General features: G+C 45.6%; 16 protein-coding genes. 8 read left to right on the top strand and 8 right to left on the bottom strand.

What is annotated here, in order from left to right; translation table 11 throughout:
- Positions 1-18 precede the first annotated feature (18 nt).
- Positions 19-831, top strand: coding sequence for a hypothetical protein (locus FLAVO9R_RS15170; protein ID WP_159532650.1), 813 nt, complete (start codon positions 19-21; stop codon positions 829-831).
- A gap of 152 nt (positions 832-983) precedes the next feature.
- On the opposite strand, the gene FLAVO9R_RS15165 is transcribed toward FLAVO9R_RS15170, so the two are convergent.
- The 6 genes from FLAVO9R_RS15165 to FLAVO9R_RS15140 all read right to left on the bottom strand — a co-directional run bounded on the left by FLAVO9R_RS15165 (position 984) and on the right by FLAVO9R_RS15140 (position 7,398).
- Positions 984-1,832, bottom strand: coding sequence for a LysR family transcriptional regulator (locus FLAVO9R_RS15165; RefSeq protein WP_159532648.1), 849 nt, complete (start codon positions 1,830-1,832; stop codon positions 984-986).
- A gap of 100 nt (positions 1,833-1,932) precedes the next feature.
- Positions 1,933-3,255, bottom strand: a complete 1,323-nt coding sequence (locus FLAVO9R_RS15160) for a sugar MFS transporter (protein WP_159532646.1) — start codon at positions 3,253-3,255, stop codon at positions 1,933-1,935.
- 38 nt (positions 3,256-3,293) lie between these two features.
- Complete coding sequence (gene nagA, locus FLAVO9R_RS15155) at positions 3,294-4,418, bottom strand: N-acetylglucosamine-6-phosphate deacetylase (RefSeq protein ID WP_159532644.1); 1,125 nt, start codon at positions 4,416-4,418, stop codon at positions 3,294-3,296.
- Positions 4,419-4,420: 2 nt separating this feature from the next.
- Positions 4,421-5,422 (bottom strand): glucosamine-6-phosphate deaminase NagB-II, encoded by a 1,002-nt coding sequence (gene nagB-II / locus FLAVO9R_RS15150; RefSeq protein WP_159532642.1) that lies wholly within the window; start codon positions 5,420-5,422, stop codon positions 4,421-4,423.
- A 1-nt stretch (position 5,423) separates the two neighbouring features.
- Entirely contained in the window at positions 5,424-6,302 is an 879-nt protein-coding gene (locus FLAVO9R_RS15145; protein ID WP_159532640.1) for a BadF/BadG/BcrA/BcrD ATPase family protein, read from the bottom strand.
- A gap of 10 nt (positions 6,303-6,312) precedes the next feature.
- Positions 6,313-7,398, bottom strand: coding sequence for an acyltransferase family protein (locus FLAVO9R_RS15140; protein WP_159532638.1), 1,086 nt, complete (start codon positions 7,396-7,398; stop codon positions 6,313-6,315).
- A gap of 189 nt (positions 7,399-7,587) precedes the next feature.
- Between FLAVO9R_RS15140 and FLAVO9R_RS15135 the strand changes: the two genes are divergently transcribed.
- From FLAVO9R_RS15135 to FLAVO9R_RS15105, 7 genes are all read left to right on the top strand, one after another.
- Positions 7,588-8,616 (top strand): LacI family DNA-binding transcriptional regulator, encoded by a 1,029-nt coding sequence (locus tag FLAVO9R_RS15135; RefSeq protein WP_159532636.1) that lies wholly within the window; start codon positions 7,588-7,590, stop codon positions 8,614-8,616.
- A 197-nt stretch (positions 8,617-8,813) separates the two neighbouring features.
- Entirely contained in the window at positions 8,814-11,459 is a 2,646-nt protein-coding gene (locus tag FLAVO9R_RS15130) for a TonB-dependent receptor (protein WP_201299275.1), read from the top strand.
- Between the two features lie 78 nt (positions 11,460-11,537).
- Positions 11,538-13,766, top strand: coding sequence for an alpha-N-acetylglucosaminidase (locus FLAVO9R_RS15125; RefSeq protein WP_159532632.1), 2,229 nt, complete (start codon positions 11,538-11,540; stop codon positions 13,764-13,766).
- A 227-nt stretch (positions 13,767-13,993) separates the two neighbouring features.
- Positions 13,994-15,073 (top strand): glycine cleavage system aminomethyltransferase GcvT, encoded by a 1,080-nt coding sequence (gcvT, locus tag FLAVO9R_RS15120; protein WP_159532630.1) that lies wholly within the window; start codon positions 13,994-13,996, stop codon positions 15,071-15,073.
- 26 nt (positions 15,074-15,099) lie between these two features.
- Positions 15,100-15,489: a glycine cleavage system protein GcvH gene (gene gcvH / locus FLAVO9R_RS15115; protein ID WP_129739833.1), complete on the top strand. Its 390-nt coding sequence runs from the start codon at positions 15,100-15,102 to the stop codon at positions 15,487-15,489.
- Between the two features lie 143 nt (positions 15,490-15,632).
- Positions 15,633-18,530, top strand: a complete 2,898-nt coding sequence (gene gcvP, locus FLAVO9R_RS15110) for an aminomethyl-transferring glycine dehydrogenase (protein ID WP_159532628.1) — start codon at positions 15,633-15,635, stop codon at positions 18,528-18,530.
- 234 nt (positions 18,531-18,764) lie between these two features.
- The gene (locus FLAVO9R_RS15105) at positions 18,765-19,466 is read left to right on the top strand and encodes a hypothetical protein (protein ID WP_159532626.1); all 702 of its coding nucleotides are present in this window, start codon (positions 18,765-18,767) and stop codon (positions 19,464-19,466) included.
- 235 nt (positions 19,467-19,701) lie between these two features.
- Here FLAVO9R_RS15105 and FLAVO9R_RS15100 read toward each other — a convergent pair whose 3' ends face one another.
- Positions 19,702-20,175: a (2Fe-2S)-binding protein gene (locus FLAVO9R_RS15100; RefSeq protein WP_159532624.1), complete on the bottom strand. Its 474-nt coding sequence runs from the start codon at positions 20,173-20,175 to the stop codon at positions 19,702-19,704.
- A gap of 3 nt (positions 20,176-20,178) precedes the next feature.
- Positions 20,179-22,503, bottom strand: coding sequence for a molybdopterin cofactor-binding domain-containing protein (locus FLAVO9R_RS15095; RefSeq protein ID WP_159532622.1), 2,325 nt, complete (start codon positions 22,501-22,503; stop codon positions 20,179-20,181).
- Positions 22,504-22,532 lie beyond the last annotated feature (29 nt).

The raw sequence follows: 22,532 nt of genomic DNA, 5'->3' as shown, positions 1-22,532 counted from the left end.
AATAGAAAAGGGCACGAAATGAAACTACATTTCTATGTAAGCGTAATGTGCGTTGTTGCTGGGCTGGCAGGGCAGATTGAAAATACCTATGCAGATGACGTGAATGACTTCAAACCTGTTTACAAATTAAGAACTGATAATGAATGTTGGCCAACCAGCCCAGCTAATGGCGCAAATAGCGGAGAATGTGTTACTCGAAGTGAGTATCAAGCCACAAATGTTCCCGTTTTTTGGGAAACATACGAAGAAAACGTTAACGGTAAAACACACAAGTTGATTACTTACTGGAACTACTACGGTGACCAAAACGGATGTACTACCTGGGATAGTGGGCACGCAGATGATTGGGAGGCTATTACGGTACATGTAGTAGAGCACGAGCTTGAGCATGTGACTTATTGGCAGCACAATGGTCGTTATACTAAACCTGCTGACACAATAGAAAAAGATGGTGAGCACCCTATTGTTTATGTTGGTAAATATTCTCATGGTAACTATCATGACCAACGTTCACGGGCTAGTGCCGATAGCTGGACGTTTTTAACGGGGGGATATTGCTATTACTGGAAAGATCCCCGTGGGCCAGGCGAAACGTGGTCACCTGTAGCGCAAACCCTTGATTCAGTGGGCTTCGATGACGTTTTCCCAGGCTCAACGAACCCTAACCTGAGAAGCGAGCGACCTCATGAGCGCACCGTGTGCAGAGAAGATGGTGGGCAAGTGTTAGCGGGTATCATTGATGGCACCGAAAATACGTGCGAAAGAAACCCAAGTTACCTTCAAGATGAAACGATGACACTACAGTCTTTGTTTTATTTAGATATCTATTGAAAACGCCGTTCTAGTTTGCGTTACGCAAAAACTCACTTTTGATGCAAACAACTAAGCCGCAATCGTGCTTATAGATTGCGGCTTAGTTTTATTGTGTAGTTTGTGAAATCGTGTCTAGCTCGCCTAGTTTAATCAATTATTGGTTAGCTGCACTACCCACGTAATCTACTTGTAATAAACTCTGCTAACGTTTTACTAATGACAGGATGTTGAGTGTCTTGGTTGAATAGACAAATATTCACTCTGCCTAGTTTGGGGAGCTTAGGGTGGTTAAGGGGGGATACATTTTGCGGCAAACTTGAGCGGGCGAGGGCGGTAATGCCTAGGCCTTGCTGAATAGCGGCGACCAGCCCGCTTAAATCGGCGTTAGTGTAAGTAATTTTCCACGCAAAAGTTTGTTGTTTTAGTTCTTCTATGACTCGGCTTCGGTACATGCATCCATCGGGGGCGAGTACTAACGGAATGCTGTCGCCTACTAACGGGTGGCTAGCATCGCCCACCCATACTACTTCATCTTCAAGTACCACTTCCCCTTCCGTATCTTCATTGGGGTTGACCAGCGCTAAAATTAAATCGAAATGTTCGCGCTGGCTAGGGTGCAGTAAATCGCGACTTAGCGATGAGGTAACCTCTAGAGATACATCTGGGTAGCGCTTCGAAAACTCTCCAATTAGCCCAGGTAACAAGGTGGACGCAAATTCGTTAGGAATACCCAAACGTAAGCGGCCACTTAGCGGGGCAGGAATTAGGCTTTTAAATATGTTGTCGTTAAGCTCTAGTAGCTCCTTGGCTTTAGGGTACAGCCAGTTGCCATCGGCGCTAGGTAAGTGCCGTTGACCTACTTTAGTGAACAGTTTTCGCTCTAACTGGGTTTCAAGTTTTTTAATTTGCAAACTAATAGCGGGCTGCGACCGACCCAAAAAGTCACCGGCTTTGGCATAGCCGCCAAGTTCAATAACACTCACAAAAGTGCGCAAATTATCTAGCGATAGCTGTTTCATGCAGTATAAGAGTGTCTAAATGGGAAAGTTAACGCAGTATAAAGGTAAACGCAAAAATAGAAAAATTAAGCCTACTCAAAAGTAGGCTTATAACGTGTGGTTACCACTGCTTTATTCGGCAGCCTTTTACTGCATAAAAAAGAATAAAGCCATAACATGGTATCGTCATCCAGTAGGCATTGAGCACACCGTAACTGTCGGCAATAAAGCCAAACGCCATGGGAAGAATTGCGCCTCCAGCAATGGCCATTATTAATAACGCCGAACCTCTTGCTGTAAACTTACCCAGCCCTTCTAGCGCCAGAGGCCATACAGCGGGCCACACAATCGCATTGGCTAAGCCTAATAGCGCAATACACGTAATAGGGTTGGGTAAGGTGGTAATGCCGGTCCAACCCCAGAGTAAGTTTGAAATGGAATGGCTATCAGCTGAAGTAAAAGGGATGGTCAGCGCTAATAGCATTCCAAGCGCAGAAGAGAGCATTAAAAGTTGGTGTTGATTGAGTAATCGGGGAATCAATACAAGTCCAAGCGTATATCCTATTACCATGAAAAACATAGTGTAAGAAGTAAGGCCAAGTGCGCCGGGAACGCCCAATTTCGAGCCTGCTAACCCTATGGTGTCTCCTGCAATAACCTCTACCCCTACGTAGAAAAATAGAGCCACTACACCAAGTATCAATTGGGGAAACTGTAATATTGAGCCTTTTGATTTACCGCTTTCGTCAAGCTGTGCATCTTCATTATTTAAATTAAGTTCGGGAAGCTTCGAAAAGCGTAAACCTATGGCTAAGAGAATAAGCGCAATTGCCATACCCATATAAGGTTTAATGAGGCTATCTGCCAATTGCTCTATTTGAATTGCGCGTTCCGCTGCTGGAAGTGCCGCAATACTTTGTTCACTAATGCCTGCGAACTCGCCAAGTACAAATGTGGTAAATACGATTGGGGCTAACCAGCCAGCCCCTTTGTTCAATAATCCCATAATAGAAATGCGCGCAGCGGCACTTTTAGCCGGGCCAATTTTTACTAAATAGGGGTTAGACGCGGTTTGTAAAATGGTCAGCCCTGAGCCCACCACGAACTGCGCAACAATAAATAGCAGAAAAGTTTGGTTTGTTGCCGCAGGAACAAACAAAACACACCCCGACGCAATCATGACTAAGCCAAGCGACATTGCATTTTTGTAGCCTATTTTATTGAGTACAAAAGACATGGGGAGTGCCATGACCACATACGCAATATAAAAGCTAAAGGCGATAAGCAATGCTTCGGTACTTGAGAGACTACAGACAATCTGCAAAAAAGGAATGAGGGCGCCATTTAGCCAAGTAATAAAACCAAAAACGAAAAACAGCGTGCCAATGATTACCATGGGGAGCAAGGTAGGTGGCGCTTTGGAGGTGGTTTGAGTTGTTATCATTATTATTCCTTTTATTAAGGGTATACGTTTAGCGCTTTTTAATATTCTTTTATTCCGTTTCGCCAACATTGCTGAACGGCTAAATTTTTATCAAGTGTGGTGAAGTTTGCTATTGCGCCAGGCGCCAATATTCCGATGTTAGACTGCAAACCTAAAAAGGAAGCCGGTGTAGAGGTAACCATTTTTAGTGTGCTTTGCAGCGCAACGTTTAAATCGAAATGCGTATTTTGTATGGCTTCTTCTAACGTGAGTATTGAGCCAGCCAGCGTGCCATCGTCGAGTTTCAACGCGTTGTCTTTTCTATAAATTTTCATACCATGATAGCTGAAATGGTCTGCCTCACTAGCAGCAGGCGCCATGGCATCGGTTACCAACATCAATCTATTGTCGCCTTTTAAGCGAATTGCCAATTCGGCACTGATTGGGTGAACATGCTGATGATCAACTATCAGCCCGCAATAAATGTTGTTACGGTGTAAAGCACTACCTACTAAACCCGGTGCGCGGCCAGTAAGCTGTGACATGGCATTATACAGGTGAGTTGCACCCGTCGCGCCCGCATCAAATGCCGCTAAGCATTCATCTGCGCTAGCGTTACTGTGACCCAGAGACACGATAACGCCTGCTTCGGTAAGTCTTTTTATATCGTTAATTGAAACCGTTTCAGGCGCCAAGGTAACCATCACTTTACCTACATCTTTTCGTGTGAAAAGAGCAAATTCATCCTCCCCCAAGGGGCGAATAACCTGCGCACTGTGCATTCCTTTCTTGGCAATACTTAAATGTGGGCCTTCGAAATGAACACCCACGATAGCGCCCGCATTCCACTGAAGAGCTTGTGCAATGGCATCGGCACCTTGCTGCATGGTGTTGATATTGTCGGTAATGAGTGTGGGCATTAAACTGCCAGTCCCCTTACTTAGGTATGCATTAGCCATTTGTTGTAGCGTGGCTAATGTGGGGGCTTCATTAAACTGCACGCCCCCACCACCATTCACTTGAACATCCACCATTGCCGGCATGACTAACCCTTCTAATGTAGTCGCATCTCCTGGCGTACTATTGGGGGTAAGCGACGTAATGAGGCTGTTCTTTACCTCAAAGCGAGTATTAGTATGAAATACGTACCCATCGAAAAGCTGTTCAGTAAAATATCCCGCCATGACTACACTGTCTCTGTAACTTTTTTAAGGCCAGTAGGGCTGTCGGGGTTCATTCCCAGCTCTCGAGCGGCCATTTCAATATCTAAATAGAAACGCTGCATAATAAGTAAGGGGGCGATAAGAGGATGAATATCGTTTGAAGTGTAAAGTAGCGGATAGACGCTTGCGCCTCTTTTTTCTACTTCAGCAATTTGTGCCATGTGGTGGTCGCTAGATGCGTCAGAAATATGCACGTTAACAATGGCCACATCACGATTGAGCAAAGAGATAGGGCCATGTAGAAATTCTGCACTACTAAATGCCTCAGCCTGAATACCACATACTTCTTTCATTTTAAGTGCAATTTCACGAGAAATAGCGTATCCAAAGGCGCGGCCAAGCACTACGCATCGGTCTAGCGGCGCGAGTTGTTTAGCACTTAAAATAGGGGGGCTTTCTATTATGGCGATAAGTGACGCAGGAAGCTCAATTAAGGCAGAAATTAAGGCGCTGTTTTTGGTATAAATTGCCACAATACTGAGCAGAGCAGAAAGGGTAGCCATATAGCTTTTCGTGGCGGCAACAGCAATTTCAGGCCCAGCACACAAAGGAATGAATACATCAGCAATGTCTTTTAGCGGTGATGTTTCATCATTTACCAGTGCTACGCACAGTGCGCCTTCACGCTTTGCCATTTCGGTTTGTGCGATAATATCGGGGCTACGGCCCGACTGAGAAATAACAAAAACAAGTGCACGTTTCAAGCGTAGCGATTTTCCATAAACACTGTTTACCGAAGGCGCGGCAGAGGCAACGGGTAATCCCATTTCTGTTTCAATAAGGTATTTTCCAAATACGCCAGCATGATCTGAGGTTCCGCGACCAATAATATAAACAAACTCTGGATCGTGAAGCTTTATGTTTTGCGCCAATGTATCGTATTCTTTTCTATTGCTCACAAACTGGCGGGCAATAACCAATGGCGTTTGCTTGGCCTCAGTGGCCATTTTAGTTACTTCTTTCATACTACAAGTCCTTCATGATTTGTTTAACTACCGCCACAGCGCCATATTCTGGCGAACACATTACTGGGCTTAAACGTTGTAGAGTTGCTTCTGGAAACCACTCGCACCAGTGTGATGCTAAACCGCCTATCATTGAGATCCGCTTTGCACCTAACGTATCAAGGCGAGAAATAACGCTCATTAGATAGTGTTTGCCTTCTTCTACTATCGATACCGCAGCAGGCTCTTTTTCTTTAGCAAGTTGAACCACAATGGGCGCTAACTTACCGTACTCATTCGAGGTGTAATGCAGTGCTTGGCCAACAATTTCTTGCGCCGAATTTGTATTTAAGGCTTCGCAAACAAGGTCGACAAGTGGTGTTTTAGGTTGCAAAGCATCTAGGGCTTCCAGTGTGTAACTTAGCGCCCGCCATCCCAACCAAGCGCCGCCCGCTTTATCTCCTAGCGGGAAACCATGTCCCCCAATACTGGAAAGCTCACCATTAACATTCGCCAATGCGGAACTTCCGGTGCCGCTAATTATAATAGCGCCTTCTTTACCTGCATGAGCGCCCATACAGGCAATATGGAGGTCGGTAGTAATATGGGTAGATAAAAAAGGAAGCGGCCAGTTTTCAACAAGATTACGATAAACAGGAATGTTCACACCCGCTAAGCCCAAGCACACGTCTAACTCACTTATTGTTGGTAACGGTAAGTTAGCCGACGTTAGCGCCTGGTTTGTTACATCAATAATTGAAGAAAGTGCCGTGTCGGCAGATTGAGCCGGATTACATGGGCCTGATAGTCCTTCTCCTAACAGCTCTCCATCAAACGATTCTAGTCGAGCCTTGCACTTAGTGCCGCCACCATCAATACCAAGAAAGAATTTTCGCTTCACAAGTGCCACCTTAGATTTTGATAAAGATTTGTTTGCGATATAAACCGAGTACCGGCAAGAAACAAATACCCACAAACAAGATGATCCATACGGTTGCGCTAAAAAAGCTGTTTAGCCCTATGCTTGCTGCCCAAGATTCGTAGGCATGATGGACTGATATGCCGCCGAATTGCCTATCGAGGCCCTTTTCAATAATCACATGTAACACATAGGCTGTAATTGCATTTGCACCAAAGATAACGGCTAGTGTTGTTCCTTTACGACAACCTTTAATATCGGTGTACCACATCATGGTAGCTAATAGCATGGCGCCTATTCCGCCGGTGGCCAGCACGAAAGAGCTGGTCCATGCTTGTTTGATAAACGGAAAACCTAAGCTCCAAATACAACCCAGACAAAAAGAAATAAAGCCAAACAAGAATAAGTTCATCACTGCTACTGTAAGGTCGCCCTTTGCGTGAATAATAATTCGACCAATTACCATACCCATAATGCCGGTAACTATGGCTGGAAACGTACTGAGTAACCCTTCAGGATCCCATTCGCCGCGCCACAACATGCCCGGAACAAAGCGATCTACCCAGTTAATAATATTTTCACCACGTTCTAAATGGCCCATTGGCAAACCCGGTGCCGGTACCAGTAAGATAAATACCCAGTAACCCACCAATATGCCAATGCCTACTTTTACCACCGTGCGAGGCTGACAATAGATAGCTAAATAACAACACACCAAATAAACAATACTAATGCGTTGTAGTACGCCTAAAATTCGTACCTGCTCAAAATGGGTGTAGAACAAATTTACAATAAGTCCTAAGCCAAAAAGTATGAGTGCGCGGCGCCATACTTTCTTTAACACGCTGGGAAGTTGCGGCGAGGCGGCGTTGGTATTTTTAAAACCAAGGCTAATGGCTACGCCAACAATTAAGATAAAAAACGGGAAAACAAGATCGGCAAAATGAATACCTATCCAGTGTGCATGTGAGAATTCACCGTACGTGTTGGGACTGTTTACTACTATCATCGCGATAATAGTTAAACCTCTAAATACATCCAGCGACAGCAAACGTTGTTTGGGGTTTGAGTTTGTCATGTTGAAGTGCTTTATAAATAACCAATTTATCTACGTTATCTTTTTGTTGTCAACGTTGTCAATAATAAATTGGATTTTCATTCAATTGTTCGTGTAAGTAGATATTGATAGTTACAGTTGCCTGTAACTACTAATATCTTTATGCTTTTAAAAGATAAGCACTTAACTTTAACGCGTAAGATTACCTTCATGAAAAAGCCAACGATCAAGGATGTCGCTAAACTAGCTGGCGTGTCATTCAAAACCGTGTCACGGGTGGTAAACCAAGAACAAAATGTAAGTGAAGAAGTAAAATTACGCGTTCAAGAGTGTATAAAACAGCTCAATTACCAGCCCAATCATACTGCCAGGGTTATGCGGAAATCTCCGTTTTCATTGGCTTTCGTTTACGATAACCCAAATAGCCACTATGTAATTGAAATGCAAAATGGCATTATTTCAGAGTGCCGTAAGCAAGGATTTGAGTTAGTTATTCACCCTACAGATTCTCGTTCTGAGGAGGTGGGTAAAGAGTTGGCCGCGATGATTAACTCAAGCCAAATAGGGGGTATTATTCTTACCCCACCATTGTCAGAAAACCGAGAGTTGGTGACGTTTTTGCTTAACCGTGATGCCAAAGTAGTACGTATTTTGTCGGGTGCATCTGCGCCTGATAACCTTGCGCCTGTTGTGCATGTCGACGACGTAGAGGCAGGACACAAGCTGACAAGTTACTTATTAGAGCTAGGGCATAAGCACTTAGCGTTTTTGGGCTATCATGCGTCGCATGAATCTAGCTTAGGTAGGCTGCAGGGCTTTAAAGATGCCCATGAAGAGGTTGGCGCAAGGGTTGATAAGAACCTAATAGTAGACGGCGAGTTTACGTTCGAATCTGGTATGGCGATGACAAAGCAAGTGCTCTCAATGTCGCCGAGACCCACGGCTATTTTTGCCTGTAACGATGAAATTGCCGCCGGTGCAGTGTTTATGGCAAGGCTAAAAGAGCTTCGAGTGCCAGAAGACATCTCTATTGTTGGATTTGAAAATAGCCCCTTTTCAACACAAACATGGCCACACTTAACTACGGTTAATCAACCCAACTTTGAAATAGCCGCTGCTGCTGCTGCAATGGTCATCAAAATGATGCAAAGCAAAGATGTACATTCGGTTGATTCTTCAGGTTTTACATTAGATGTGGTGTTGCGCGACTCTGCCAGTAAGCCGCAGAACGACAAATAAGGTCTCTGTAACCACTATTCCCACACTGAAATTTTGCTGTAAAAACTTATTGCTCACGTTTGACAACGTTGACATAAGTTGGTAGCGTCAAAATGGAGTGATGAAAAAGTCACCGAAAATAATAATAAATAAAATCTATTCAGCTGGTTGCCTGAAGCTGAAAACAACAACAGTGTGAATGAATGTGGGAACCACAAATGAACCAGTCACTTCCAAACAGAACCATACTTGCTACTGCCATAGTATGCGCCCTTGGTGCGCCCATACATGCCGTGGCACAAAACAGTCCATCAGGTGAAAACAACGATATTGAACGTATAGACGTTACCTATCGTTCAAGTCTGGTACAAGCAGCCGCAATGAAACGAGACGAGACCAAAGTTGCTGACATTATCACCTCAGAAGATATTGGTAAGTTTCCTACTGAAAATATCGCCGAGGCCATTCAGCGTATTCCGGGTGTGCAAATTTCGAATATTAATGGGCGAGGATCGACAATTAGTGTGCGTGGATTAGGCGCACAATATGCGCGTACCACTATTAACGGGCAAACCATGGCCAGTGCCGATTTCACGGGTGGTTTTCGGTACGACATTATTCAATCTGAATTAGCGTCAAGCATTTCTGTTATCAAATCGCCAAGTGCCGACATGGATACCGGCGGCTTATCTGGCACTATCAACATAGATACGACCAAGCCACTTTCATACAGCGAACGTAAAGTGGTGGCATCTTTGAAAGGGCAGTATTCAGAGTTTTCGCCCACTGACGATGTCACGCCAAAGGGTAACATTACTTATATCGACCAATTTGCTGATGACACGGTAGGTGTTTTCTTAAATGCGGGTTATCAGGAGCTTGACGATCGCGTTGATAACTTTTGGATGGGGCGCTGGTTCAGTGATGATGAAGGGAACGACATACCGCGAAGACCTCGTTATCGCAGGATAGACCGGGAAACCAAGCGTTACCTTATGAATGGCGCAATTCAATGGCGTCCAACAGATAATTTCGAAACCGTATTCACGGTGATTTATGCTGACGACGACACTCAGCAAGATTTAAATCAGCAGGTATTTTTGTTCGATCGTGAAGATATAACTTTATTGGGCGAACCAGAAAATGGCGTATATAACCGCGTTCGAATTGACGATTTCACCCTTGAAAACAACCGTCAAGAAGAAGACAAGCAAGCCACCAGTAAGGCGTTTACGTTAGCGTCTACCTACGAAACAGAAAACTGGACGCTGTCAGGCGTTGCCCATTATACCAAAGGTGACGCTGTGCACGCGGAAGAGGCTGTTATTCTGGCCACTACCGTGTCTGCTACCATGGATATTTCTGACCGCAATAATGTGGTGTTTAACGTAGATGAAGACTTAACAGACCCTGCGTTATACCCAGCAGATATGCCACGTAACGAATACCCAAATGGTGCCACTCGCTATATGGACGCGTCAGAGACAGCGCTTCAGTTTGACGCTGAACGTGCTTTACAAGGTGAAGTTTTTACTGGTTTTTCTTTGGGAGCCAAATACCGCAAAGAAGAGTTTAACCGTAATATATACCGTACAGACAGATTCGCGATAGGCGATGCTGACCCTGACGATTTACCGCTAATGTCTGATTATAACTTTATGGTAACCGACTTTCTCGATAACCAAATGTCGATTGGACATGGGTGGGTTGCACCTGATATTCAAGCTTATCGAGATGCGCTTGTTGCCGAAGGCGTTACTGTGCCTACGTTCTTTGCGGCGCAATCGTCTTATGGGATTACCCGCGATGTATTAGCGTTATATTCGCAGCTAGATTTCGAAACCTATTTGGGCGATTTAATTCTGCGCGGTAATGTAGGCGGGCGTTATGAAACCACCGATAGAACCGTGAACACCTATCTTACTGGTGACAGTCACCCAGACAACGGCGAAATTCGACTGATTGTGGGTGAGTACGCAGACGACTACGACTACAGCAACTTTTTACCCAGTGTAAACTTGGTGTTAGAGCTAACCGATGATGTGCAAGCTCGCTTTGCGGCGGCTAAAGTATTGGTGCGCCCCATTCTAACGTCAAATACGCAAATTGCCGCTTCTGAAACCTCGGCAAGCAATTCTTTCGGTACAACTACGTATACGGTTGACCTTGGGCAGCCTAACATGGAAGCGATGACGGCCGATCAAGCCGACGTAGGCCTTGAATGGTATTACGGTGAGGGTGATAGTGTAGCGTTAACCTTGTTCTGGAAAGAAATAAAGAACGGTTCTGTGTCTGAATTTGTTTGCCCTGACAATTACAACGATGTGGCGCTAAGTGGTACGCCTTCCGATTGTGTAGATACCAGCGGCAATATTTATGAAATTACCAGTACCTACAACGACGATTCAGGCACTAGTATAAAAGGCTACGAGTTAGGCTGGAATCAAGGGCTAGACCAGCTACTGCCAATAAAAGGCTTTGGTTTTTCTGCTAACTATACCTTTATTGATGCAGAAGATAGCGAAGACTTCGTGTTAACAAATTCTTCTGAAGAGACCTGGAATATTATTGGCTATTGGGAAAATGATACTTTCAGTGCTCGCATAGCATTAAACCACCGAAGCCCTTACATTCAAGACAATACCGATGCGTTTTTTGCAAGGGAAGGGCGCGTTGTTGATGGCAGAAACCAAATAGATATTTTGCTTAGCTACAACGTTACCGAAGCGCTTAATATGCGATTTGGTGCACTAAATATAAATGGCAATAACGAAGAAGCCTACTTTACCGATGAGAAGCCAGTGTGGCAGACCACCAGTATTATCGGTTCGAGTTATTACCTAAGTGCGGTTTACGCATTTTAATAAATGACACTGCCGCCATCACATGGGTGGTGGCAGTGTATAACACTTAAAATTTGTTTGGTGTCAGGAATTAACACAATGAAAAAAACGTGGTCATCTTCTTTTCGCATAGTGTGCTTTAGTGTTGCAACAGTGCTTTTAGGTTGTGAAACACAAGTGGAAAGCACCGCAGCTGTAGCAGGAGAAGAGCAATCAAGCGTGCAAGACGTGCTGAAGCGAGTATCTAACGGGCAGGTACCTAATATAACCACACGGAAAGTAACCGATGCCGGTAGCGACTGGTACGAAGTAGATGTTACCGATGGGAAGGCCGAAGTGGTGGCCAATAGTAACACCGCATTGGCGTACGGCGCATATCAGTATTTGCGTAGTCAAGGGGCGTTGTCGGTAAGCTGGGAAGGCAGCCGTGTTGAATTTCCTGATTTTTTTCCTGCATATGATGGTAAAAAAATAGAAACACCATTCCAGCAAAGAGCCTATTTAAACGTGTGCGCGTACGGTTATACCACTCCATGGTGGACATGGCAGCGATGGGAACAAGAGATTGATTGGATGGCGATACACGGGATAAATAACCCGGTTGCTATGGAAGGCCAAGAATATGTATGGCAAGCCTTATGGAAAGAATTTGGTATAAACGACGCACAACTGGCTGACTATTTTTCAGGGCCTGCTTTTACGCCGTGGCAACGCATGGGCAACATAGAAGGCCACGAAGGGCCGTTACCGCAACGTTGGATAGATAAAAAGCACGCGCTGCAAAAACGAATTTTAGCCCGAATGAGCGAATTAGATATGAAGCCCGTGGTGCCGGCATTCAGTGGTTATGTGCCTAAAGCCTTCGTAGATAAACACCCAGAGGCCAAAATATATGAAATGCCACGTTGGACAGGCTTTGAGAACACAACCTATTGGCTAGACCCTGCCGACCCGCTATTCAATAAAGTCGCTAAGCGCTTCATCGACATTTATACCGCCGAATACGGCGAACAACAGTATTACCTTTCAGACGCCTTCAATGAAATGTTACCGCCTGTGTCGGAGGAAACCCGCTATGCCGATCTTGCTTCTTACGGTAAACGTATTTATGCATCTATTCAGCAAGCAGCGCCCAATGCGGTGTGGGTAATGCAAGGGTGGATGTTTGGTGCCGACGAAGAGTTCTGGGATTTAGATTCTATAGAAGCCTTTCTAAAAGATGTGCCAGACAACAAAGCTATGATCCACGATATTGGCAACGACCGCTATCATGTGTGGCAACGAACAGAGGGCTTTAAAGGCAAGCCGTGGATATTCGGTTTTATACATAATTATGGGGGTTCCGACCCCGTATACGCCGATTTTGCCGACTATGTTGAACAGCTACGTGTTGTCACCCAGTCAGAAAATGCAGGCATGCTAACTGGTTTTGGGGTATTCCCAGAAGGAATTCACAATAATTCAGTAGCATACGAGTTTTTGTTCGACCTGACATGGAACCCAGAACCGAACATGCAGGCGTGGTTGTCTACGTACACGCAGGCTAGATATGGCCAAAGCTCACCTGAGCTTATGGCGGCATGGGAACATGTAGTTGAAGGGGTATTCTCTGTTAACTATTGGCAAAGTCGCTGGTGGGAAGGGTCTGCCGGAGCTTACCTATTGTTTAAGCGCCCGAGTATTGCCATGACTCAATTTGAAGGGCACCCGGGAAATCTTGAACAATTAGATAAAGGCATTAACCAGTTACTTGCCATTGCACACGAATATAGTGATTCGCCGTTATTTACCTACGATCTTGTCGATTTAATTAAACAGTCTGTATCGCTACATATAGACAGTATGCTTCAGGAAGCCCTACGCGCATACCAGCAAAAGCAGTTCGAGAAAGGCAATACACAATTAAAAGCGGCAGAGTTAGCAGTGCAGAACCTAGACACCTTGCTAGGCGTGCATCAAGAAAGTTTGCATTCATGGTTAAGTGACGCCAGTGCTTATGGCGAAACACAAGAAGAATCGGCCTATTACGTTAAAAACGCGCGGCTGCAAATAACCCAGTGGGGTGGGCCTAAGCTGAAAGACTATGCCTCTAAAGCTTGGCAGGGCATGTATGCAACCTACTACTTCCCGCGCTGGAAGCAATATTTAACAGCCTACCGTACGGCAAGGGAAGATGGCGTGGATTTTGATGATGCAGCGCAGCAGCAGGCCTTAATTGAGTGGGAAAGTGAGTGGATTAACGACCTTTCAATTCCGCCATTGATTGAACCAGAAGCACCCATCGCACTAGCAAAAAAAGCAATGAACGAAGTTACACAGAGCCAATAAAGTTGGCTTAGCATAAACCTGTTATAAGCAATATCGTCATACCCACCTGATACACAATTAGGTGGGTATTTTTTTATTTACCGCGCAAATCTTCATTTGAATTCCTGATGTAGTAAATCGTATACATTAACTTTATAAATGTATTGATAAGAATTTTCAATTTGTTGTGCCTTATTTCACTCACTATACTCGATGGTGTTTTCTACCCTTACCTAAGAGAAAGTGGAATGTCTAACACCACCGCCCTACATGCAAAGCACCTAGAATCTGGTGCCAAAATGGTTGATTTCTTTGGCTGGGATATGCCAATTAACTATGGTTCACAAATAGAAGAGCATCACGCAGTTCGCCAAGATGCAGGCATGTTCGACGTGTCGCACATGACCATTGTTGATGTAAAAGGCACACAAGCCAAAGCATACCTTCAACACCTTCTTGCCAACGACGTTGCTAAACTTCAAGTAAAAGGCAAAGCGCTATACAGCGGCATGCTGAATGAAGAAGGCGGCGTGGTAGACGATTTAATCGTGTATTACTTCGATGAAACTAACTATCGCCTAGTAGTAAATTCAGCCACACGCGAAAAAGACATGAACTGGCTTAATAGCAACGCTGAAGGTTTCGACGTATCTATTACCGAACGCCCAGAATTCGCCATGATTGCCGTGCAAGGCCCTAACGCCAAAGAAAAAGCCGCAACGCTTTTCAGCGCCGCGCAAAAAGAAGCGGTTGCAGGCATGAAGCCATTTTTCGGCGTACAAGCTGAAGATTTATTTATTGCTACCACTGGGTACACCGGTGAAGCAGGCTACGAAATTATGGTACCAACCGCGCAAGCCGCAGGCTTCTGGCAAGACTTGCTAGATGCAGGCGTGAAACCTTGTGGTTTAGGTGCACGTGACACACTTCGTTTAGAAGCAGGCATGAACTTGTACGGCCAAGATATGGATGAAACCGTATCGCCATTAGCCGCTAACATGGGCTGGACCATTACGTGGGAACCAAGCGATCGTAACTTTGTTGGCCGCAGCGCACTAGAAGCACAGCGTGAAGTCGGTACCGACAAGTTAGTAGGCTTAGTGATGACAGATAAAGGCGTGTTGCGCCACGGTCAAAAAATTAAAACCGAAAGCGGCGAAGGCATTATTACCTCGGGCACATTTTCACCTACATTAGGCCACTCTGTTGCATTAGCACGAGTACCTTCAGATATTGGCGAAACTGTTGAGGTGGAAATGCGCAAAAAGTGGGTTACAGTAAAAGTGGTTAAGCCCTCCTTTGTTCGCAACGGAAAAAGTGTTTTATAAGTTAACAGAGAATAACAGGAACGATTATGAGCAACATTCCAACAGATTTACGTTACGCATCTACCCACGAATGGGTTCGCCCAGAAGGTGACGGGGTATTCACTGTAGGTATTTCTGAGCACGCTCAAGGCTTGCTTGGCGATATGGTATTTGTAGAACTGCCAGACGTTGGCGACACCGTAAGTACTGGCGACGATATCGCTGTTGCTGAATCGGTAAAAGCGGCTTCAGACGTTTACGCGCCTATTAGCGGCGAAGTAGTTGGCGTTAATGAAGACCTAGAAGATTCACCAGAGCTTGTAAACTCAGACCCTTACGGCGATGGCTGGTTATTCAAAATTAAAGCAGATGATGCCGAAGAAGTTGAAGGCTTGTTAGACGCTGACGGTTACGAAAACAGCATTGACGAAGAGTAATTCATTCGTTGCTTCTAAACCGGAGCGTAGTAACCAGTAATAATTAAAAAGGGGCTTCTAATTGGCCCCTTTTTATCTTTACGTTTTTATTTGTGTTTTATCCTGCCTTTCGGGGCAATACATTGCGAGTGCTTAACAACGTTATGTCGAATACTTCCCCTACATTAGCTCAACTAGAGCAAAAAGACGCATTCATTCGCCGCCACGTAGGCCCAGGCGAAGAAGAAATTCAACAAATGCTGTCGGCCATTGACGCAACATCGTTAGACGATTTAATTGCGCAAACCGTACCGGCTGGCATAGCGCTACCCGAGCCGCTAAAAGTAGGCGAAGGGGCAACCGAAGTAGATGCACTAGCCGCATTAAAATCAGTTGCTGGCAAAAACGTAGTGAACCGATCTTTCATTGGTATGGGCTATTACGACACCCACGTGCCTAACGTTATTTTGCGCAATGTATTGGAAAACCCAGGTTGGTACACCGCCTACACCCCGTATCAGCCAGAAATTGCCCAAGGCCGTTTAGAAGCTATTCTTAACTTCCAACAGTTAACCATTGATTTAACCGGTTTAGAGCTAGCGTCTGCTTCATTACTTGATGAAGGCACCGCCGCCGCTGAAGCCATGACATTGGCAAAGCGTGTATCAAAAAACAAAAAAGCCAGCAGTTACTTTATTGCTGACGACGTACACCCACAAACTCACGACGTAGTAGCCACACGCGCTGAAATGTTTGGTTTTGGTATTATTACCGGCCCAGCTAGTGAAGCTGCCGATCACGATGTATTTGGTGCATTACTGCAATACCCAAGCACTACCGGTGAAGTTAGCGATATTTCAGACATTATTGCCGCAGTACAAGCCAAAAAAGGCATAGTGGCAGTAGCCGCCGACCTAATGAGCTTGGTGTTATTAAAATCGCCCGGTGAACTAGGCGCAGACGTTGCCCTAGGTAGCGCACAACGCTTTGGTGTGCCAATGGGTTACGGTGGCCCACATGCTGCCTTCTTCGCAACACGCGACAGCTACAAGCGTTCATTGCCTGGCCGTATTATTGGCGTAAGTAAAGACACCCGTGGCCGCCCAGCACTGCGTATGGCATTGCAAACTCGCGAGCAACATATTCGCCGCGAAAAAGCCAACTCGAACATTTGTACCGCGCAAGTACTGCTAGCTAACATGGCCAGCTTTTACGCCGTATACCACGGCCCTAAAGGTTTAAAAACCATTGCTCAGCGCATACACCGCTTAACCAATATTTTAGCGACAGGGCTAACAAACAAGGGTGTAGACCTTAAGCACAGCACCTACTTCGATACCCTAACTGTATTGGTAGATAACAAAGACGCTGTACTAAACAAAGGCTACGAACACGGCCTAAACCTGCGTGCCGATTTAGAAGGCGCAGTAGGGGTTTCAATTGATGAAACCACTACCCGTGAAGACATTGCTACCTTGTTTAACGTTATTCTAGGCAGCGACCACGGCCTAAGCGTAGAAGCACTAGATGCCGATGTAACTACGCAGCCTGCTAGCGCCATTCCAGAAAACCTACTACGCACCAGCGATATTCTTACTCACGAAGTGTTTAACCAGTACCATTCAGAAACTGAAATGCTGCGTTATATTAAAAGCCTAGAGAATAAAGATTTAGCTTTGAACCACTCAATGATTTCATTGGGTTCATGCACCATGAAGCTAAACGCTACTGCGGAAATGATCCCCGTAACCTGGGCAGAGTTCGGCCAAATTCACCCATTTGCACCACTAAATCAAGCAGAAGGCTATCAAGAAATGATTGCCGAGCTAGCCGAGTGGTTAATTAACGTAACTGGGTACGACAACCTTTCTATGCAACCTAACTCAGGCGCACAAGGTGAATACGCAGGCTTGTTGGCCATTCAGCGTTACCATGAAAGCCGCGGCGAAGGGCACAGAAACGTATGCTTAATTCCAAGTTCAGCACACGGCACTAACCCAGCTTCGGCCCAAATGGTTAGCCTAAACGTAGTGGTAGTAAAGTGTGACAACAACGGTAACGTAGATTTAGACGACCTTCGCAAGAAAGCCGAAGAAGTGGGCGATAACTTATCGTGCGCTATGATCACTTACCCATCTACCCACGGTGTGTACGAAGAAACCATTCGTGAAATGTGTGAAATTGTGCACCAGTACGGCGGCCAAGTGTATATGGATGGCGCGAACATGAACGCGCAGGTGGGCATTACGTCACCTGGTTATATTGGCTCAGACGTATCGCACTTAAACTTACACAAAACCTTCTGTATTCCACACGGTGGTGGCGGCCCAGGTATGGGGCCAATTGGTGTTAAGTCGCACCTTGCGCCTTTCTTACCAAACCACACGGTAGTGAATATTGAAACAGCAGGTAAAGACTGCGGTGCGGTTTCAGCGGCACCATGGGGCAGTGCGTCTATTCTGCCAATAAGCTACATGTACATTAAAATGATGGGCTCGGCTGGCCTACGTAAGGCAACCGAAGTAGCCATACTTAACGCCAACTACGTAGCCAAGGCATTAGAAGGGCACTACAACGTATTGTACAAAGGCCGAAACGGCCGCGTAGCCCATGAATGTATTATTGACCTGCGCCCATTAAAAGAAGCCAGTGGGGTAACCGAAGTAGACATAGCAAAACGCTTAAACGACTACGGTTTCCACGCGCCAACCATGAGCTTCCCAGTAGCCGGCACGCTAATGATTGAGCCAACTGAATCGGAAGCCAAATACGAGCTAGACCGCTTCGTAAACGCCATGATAAGCATTCGCCAAGAAGTGGCGAAAGTAGAAAGTGGCGAGTGGGATGCTACCGACAACCCGTTACACAATGCACCACATACGCTAGCCGATATTTGTGACAGCGACTGGAACCGCAGCTACGACCGCAACCTAGCGGCGTACCCAGTACCAGAAGTACACAGAAACAAATTCTGGCCGTCGGTTAACCGCATTGATGATGTGTTTGGTGACCGTAATTTGATTTGTTCTTGCCCTAGTATAGAGAGTTATATTGAGGGGTAGGGGAGTAGGTTGTTTTTGAGCTAGCAGCGTTGCTGCTAGTGCTGAGTTATTTGAAAGGCGAGCCATTTGGCTCGCTTTTTTGTTCCAGTTTATGCCTTGCTAGTATTTAGTCGACTGCTGTGTACGTGAAGCGGACACTGGGGAACAACGGAGTTTGTAAGCAAAAATAGCATTATTGTTTAATCATAAACTTTGGATTACACTTGTAATCAGCTTCACCATCAGAGTTCATGGATGAAAATCTTAAACCATACTTTAGTTTTCTTAGTGCTTTTATTATCGGGGTGTGCGAGCAAAACTACCGTTCATGTTTATGCAAAATACCTAGATAGCACTCAAAGAGACGAAATTAGCAACGCTTTTGATTCGTCTCAAAAATATCGCGTTCAATTGAATGAATTCGACTTTCCCGCGAGTGTTACCGAAAATACTCTTCTCTACTCATTAATTTTACTTGAACCTGAAGCTATTGATATAGCCTCTTACATATCAGCTACTGCCGGTTTCACAATACAGCGAATTGAAGGTTTGAGTAAAGGAAATCATTGGTATACAAAAAATTCAATGGCTCTATTTCTATTGCCCAAAAACAAAGACAATAAACGAATGTTTTTCCGACAAGATTTAGTGAACGAATACGAGGCTAAAGACTGTAGTGAAGCTACTTCTTTATATCTTCATAAGGATGGCTCTTTCACTCTTGAAATGGCTACAAAAAGCACGGGCACTGATATGGTTATTGGTGTGTGGAAATATAGACAGTACCCTTTTTTAGAATTGAAAAAGAAAGGAGCTACTTATGCAGACTATTATTTTGAAATAAAGCGGTTTAGGGACGCTGACAAGGTAAGTGAAATAGATTTTGTGGAGCTGGTGTCTTTAAATGCGGGGAGCTTGCCCGAGAACTGCTCCTTTTTAATTGGAACAAGAATTTGACTGCTGACTGTTATCAAATTCTGCTGTTTGTCTTTTGATGCCCGTCAAGGCTCGCTGTTGGACAGCTGTGTACGTAGAGCAGCCCTCCAATTAAAAGCAGGTGAAATTCCTGCAATTCGCTTTAAGCAGTCTACAAGACTACCGACCCTATAGGTGAAATACTCAGATTAGATCTGAGCTTATACAAATTAAGGTGTTCTTCTCAGCCCAACCCGTTTTCCCAAAAATTAGCCTCTTATGTCGTCTGCTGAATCAAAGCTGCAGCATGTTTAATGGCTTTTCGAATCCTATGATAGGTACCACAGCGACAGATATTGTCGCTCATAGCTTCATCAATGTCATCCTCGTTGGGATTGGGATTAGACTCCAAGAGTTTGACGGCGGTTAAAATTTGTCCCGCCTGACAAAACCCACACTGAGCGACATCTTCGTTTATCCATGCTTCTTGCACCGGATGCAGAATGTCATCGACCGCAAGCCCTTCAATAGTGGTTAGCGATGCACCCTCCACTTCTTCCATCGGAACAATGCATGGGCGGACTAGCTCACCGTCTTTAAAGATAGTGCAAGCGCCACACACGCCAACACCGCAACCATATTTTGGGCCAGTAATACCAAGCCGATCACGCAAGAGATACAGGAGCTCATCGTCGTTTTCAGCGTCGATAGAAACCGGGTTATTGTTAACATTAAATGTAATTTGTGGCATGAATTAACCCTCTGGATAGAAGTCACGAAGTGGAAAACGACGTGGTGCAATACCCGTCGCCCTGGCAAATGCGTTGGCTATCGCCGCTGCCGCCGCAGGCACTACCAACTCGCCTGCACCTCCCGGTGTTTCTCCGTTAGGCGGCATAAAATGCACTTCAATATCCGGTGGCGTGTTGCGCATTCGAGCAATTTCAAAATCGCCGTAACTGCTCTCGCGTATTGCGCCATTGTCGAGGTGTAAACTGGTGCGAATCATGTAGGTAATGGCATCGGTTGCCGCACCGATAACTTGCGCCTCAAGGCCGGTGGGATTCAATACTCGGTTCACATCCAGCGCGACAACAATCTTGGTGACTTTACTTTCTTTCTCCGGATCTTTGAACGTTTGTAATTCAACAAGCACGGCAGCTCGAGACTTATACTCTTTATGCAACCCGAGGCCCTGGGCACGTCCTTTTTCCATACTCCTTCCCCAATTGCCCTCTTGAGAAACTTTCCGCAGAACAGCTTTGGAGCGATCATCATCCAGCATTTGTAACCTGAACTGGTATTCATCCTTGTTCATTGCGCGTGCCAATTCGTCAACAACTATCTCGTTTGCGACGGCAGCTGTGCCGGAGTAGATGCCGCGCCAAGAGGAGGTTGGCACAACGAATTTTTTTTCGTTTAGCAGCAAGGAAGTTACACCAAACTTATATTGCACTAGTTGCGTTGAGTGCCAGATTGTCTGGCTGAAAGCAGCGGGCGCTAATTCTCCTCCCAATGCAGTAATACCGTCGCCAAAGCCATGTTCGAGATCCAATTCAGCGGTCGCAGCGCGATGGTCAAACGACAACACTTTTTTGCCAATTAAAAAACCTCTAGTGTAAGTCGCTTTTACGTTATGCAAGCTGAGCGGTCGTGCGCGGCCAAACTTTGTGTCGTCCTGTCGAGTAAACATAAGTTTGATGGGTCGGTTTACAATTTGTGAAATACGAGCGCCTTCAACTGCTGCATCAAAAAATAAGCGACGGCCAAATGAGCCGCCGCTCTGAATTACATTCAACTCGACGTCAGTGGGTAAGACTCCAAGGTCACGCGCAATTTTGGCTTGTGCTGCAAGTGGCGTCTTGGCACCAGTCCATACCCTGACCTTTGAGCCGGTTGCATCGGCAACTGCTGTCATGGTTTCCATGGGGGCATGTGCCAAATAAGGAAAGATGAACTCGCCGCCAACCGAATCGGTAGCCAGAGGAATATTAGGTAAGGTTGGCAGGTTTATCGCACGTAACTGCTCAATGACCTCGGCGTCAGATAGATTTTCGGCAGCACCCACACTCCATGAAATATTAAGTGCATCACGCGCACGAAATGCTTCGCCAAAGGAACGCGCAACAACGGCCACGCCAGAGGAATTTGCATCAACATCCAGCGGAACTTCTTTGATGGCAAGGACGCCGGGCAGGCCTATTGCCTCAGAATCGTCAAACGTGATCACGCGACCACCTAAGCTGGGTGGCCTAGCGACCAAAGTGGGCATCGCATCTGGTACTACGTCGAGATCCATCGCGAAATCTAGTTTGCCGGTAACGATATCGCGCGCGTCAACCCGCTTTTGCTGCGTACCGATAATTTTGTATTGTGACGGATCTTTAGGCTGTGCCAGTCGAGCGGCATCGTTGCGTCCTTCAACACCTGCGGTGAGCTCAGAGTAAGCAATGCGGCTGCCATCGTTATCAATCGCAAAGCCATTTTCTGTGCTAATTTCGTTCACAGAAAGCCCGAAATGCACTGCGGCTGATAATTTTATCTTAAGTAACAGAGCTGCCGCGACCTTGCGCAGCGGATCCCAAAGAGAGGTTATGGCGTGAGAGCCTCCTGTAATTTGACCAGTCGCTCGTCTGATTTCTGCCGGAGATAAAGTCGCATCAATGGAGGACATTTCAACGTCCAGCTCTTCGGCAAGAATCATCATTGCAGCGGTTAATATACCTTGCCCCACTTCCATTCGTGGAAGCTCAAAACGGACACGGTTATCACTCGTTATCTTAATTAAATAATCGTAGTAGAAAGGGTCACCGGAGATGAGCAGCAGGTCTGTTAAATCCAGTTCATCTGCAAGCTCCGGTATTCCTAACAACTGGGCGTTGGCATCCTGAGGACGTAGAGCACCGCCGGTTATATGTAACGCAACGGCAAAACTCGAACCCTTGAGCATGTAACCAATAAACTTTCTTCGTCCGGTGTTTTCTGTCTCGACAATGTGTTCGTCATCACTATCGGATTGATCATGTTTCTGTGAGGAAGTAATCGTCTCTATTTGTTCTGCATGGTTGCTTTTTGTCATAAATTCTCCTTTTCAGTTCAAGACCTTCG

It is taken from the genome of Alteromonas sp. 38 (assembly GCF_902506055.1).
Taxonomy (GTDB): Bacteria; Pseudomonadota; Gammaproteobacteria; order Enterobacterales; family Alteromonadaceae; genus Alteromonas; species Alteromonas lipotrueae.
This window is presented reverse-complemented; position numbering and strand designations above follow the sequence as displayed.

Excerpts from the sequence above, each read along its gene's own strand:
- FLAVO9R_RS15105 (WP_159532626.1), top strand. The coding sequence starts at position 18,765 with ATGAAAATCTTAAACCATACTTTAGTTTTCTTAGTGCTTTTATTATCG.
- FLAVO9R_RS15165 (WP_159532648.1), bottom strand. The coding sequence starts at position 1,832 with ATGAAACAGCTATCGCTAGATAATTTGCGCACTTTTGTGAGTGTTATT.
- nagA (WP_159532644.1), bottom strand. The coding sequence starts at position 4,418 with ATGGCGGGATATTTTACTGAACAGCTTTTCGATGGGTACGTATTTCAT.
- gcvP (WP_159532628.1), top strand. The coding sequence starts at position 15,633 with ATGTCGAATACTTCCCCTACATTAGCTCAACTAGAGCAAAAAGACGCA.
- FLAVO9R_RS15130 (WP_201299275.1), top strand. The coding sequence starts at position 8,814 with ATGAACCAGTCACTTCCAAACAGAACCATACTTGCTACTGCCATAGTA.
- gcvT (WP_159532630.1), top strand. The coding sequence starts at position 13,994 with ATGTCTAACACCACCGCCCTACATGCAAAGCACCTAGAATCTGGTGCC.
- FLAVO9R_RS15125 (WP_159532632.1), top strand. The coding sequence starts at position 11,538 with ATGAAAAAAACGTGGTCATCTTCTTTTCGCATAGTGTGCTTTAGTGTT.
- FLAVO9R_RS15135 (WP_159532636.1), top strand. The coding sequence starts at position 7,588 with ATGAAAAAGCCAACGATCAAGGATGTCGCTAAACTAGCTGGCGTGTCA.
- gcvH (WP_129739833.1), top strand. The coding sequence starts at position 15,100 with ATGAGCAACATTCCAACAGATTTACGTTACGCATCTACCCACGAATGG.
- FLAVO9R_RS15095 (WP_159532622.1), bottom strand. The coding sequence starts at position 22,503 with ATGACAAAAAGCAACCATGCAGAACAAATAGAGACGATTACTTCCTCA.
- FLAVO9R_RS15100 (WP_159532624.1), bottom strand. The coding sequence starts at position 20,175 with ATGCCACAAATTACATTTAATGTTAACAATAACCCGGTTTCTATCGAC.
- FLAVO9R_RS15140 (WP_159532638.1), bottom strand. The coding sequence starts at position 7,398 with ATGACAAACTCAAACCCCAAACAACGTTTGCTGTCGCTGGATGTATTT.
- nagB-II (WP_159532642.1), bottom strand. The coding sequence starts at position 5,422 with ATGAAAGAAGTAACTAAAATGGCCACTGAGGCCAAGCAAACGCCATTG.
- FLAVO9R_RS15170 (WP_159532650.1), top strand. The coding sequence starts at position 19 with ATGAAACTACATTTCTATGTAAGCGTAATGTGCGTTGTTGCTGGGCTG.
- FLAVO9R_RS15160 (WP_159532646.1), bottom strand. The coding sequence starts at position 3,255 with ATGATAACAACTCAAACCACCTCCAAAGCGCCACCTACCTTGCTCCCC.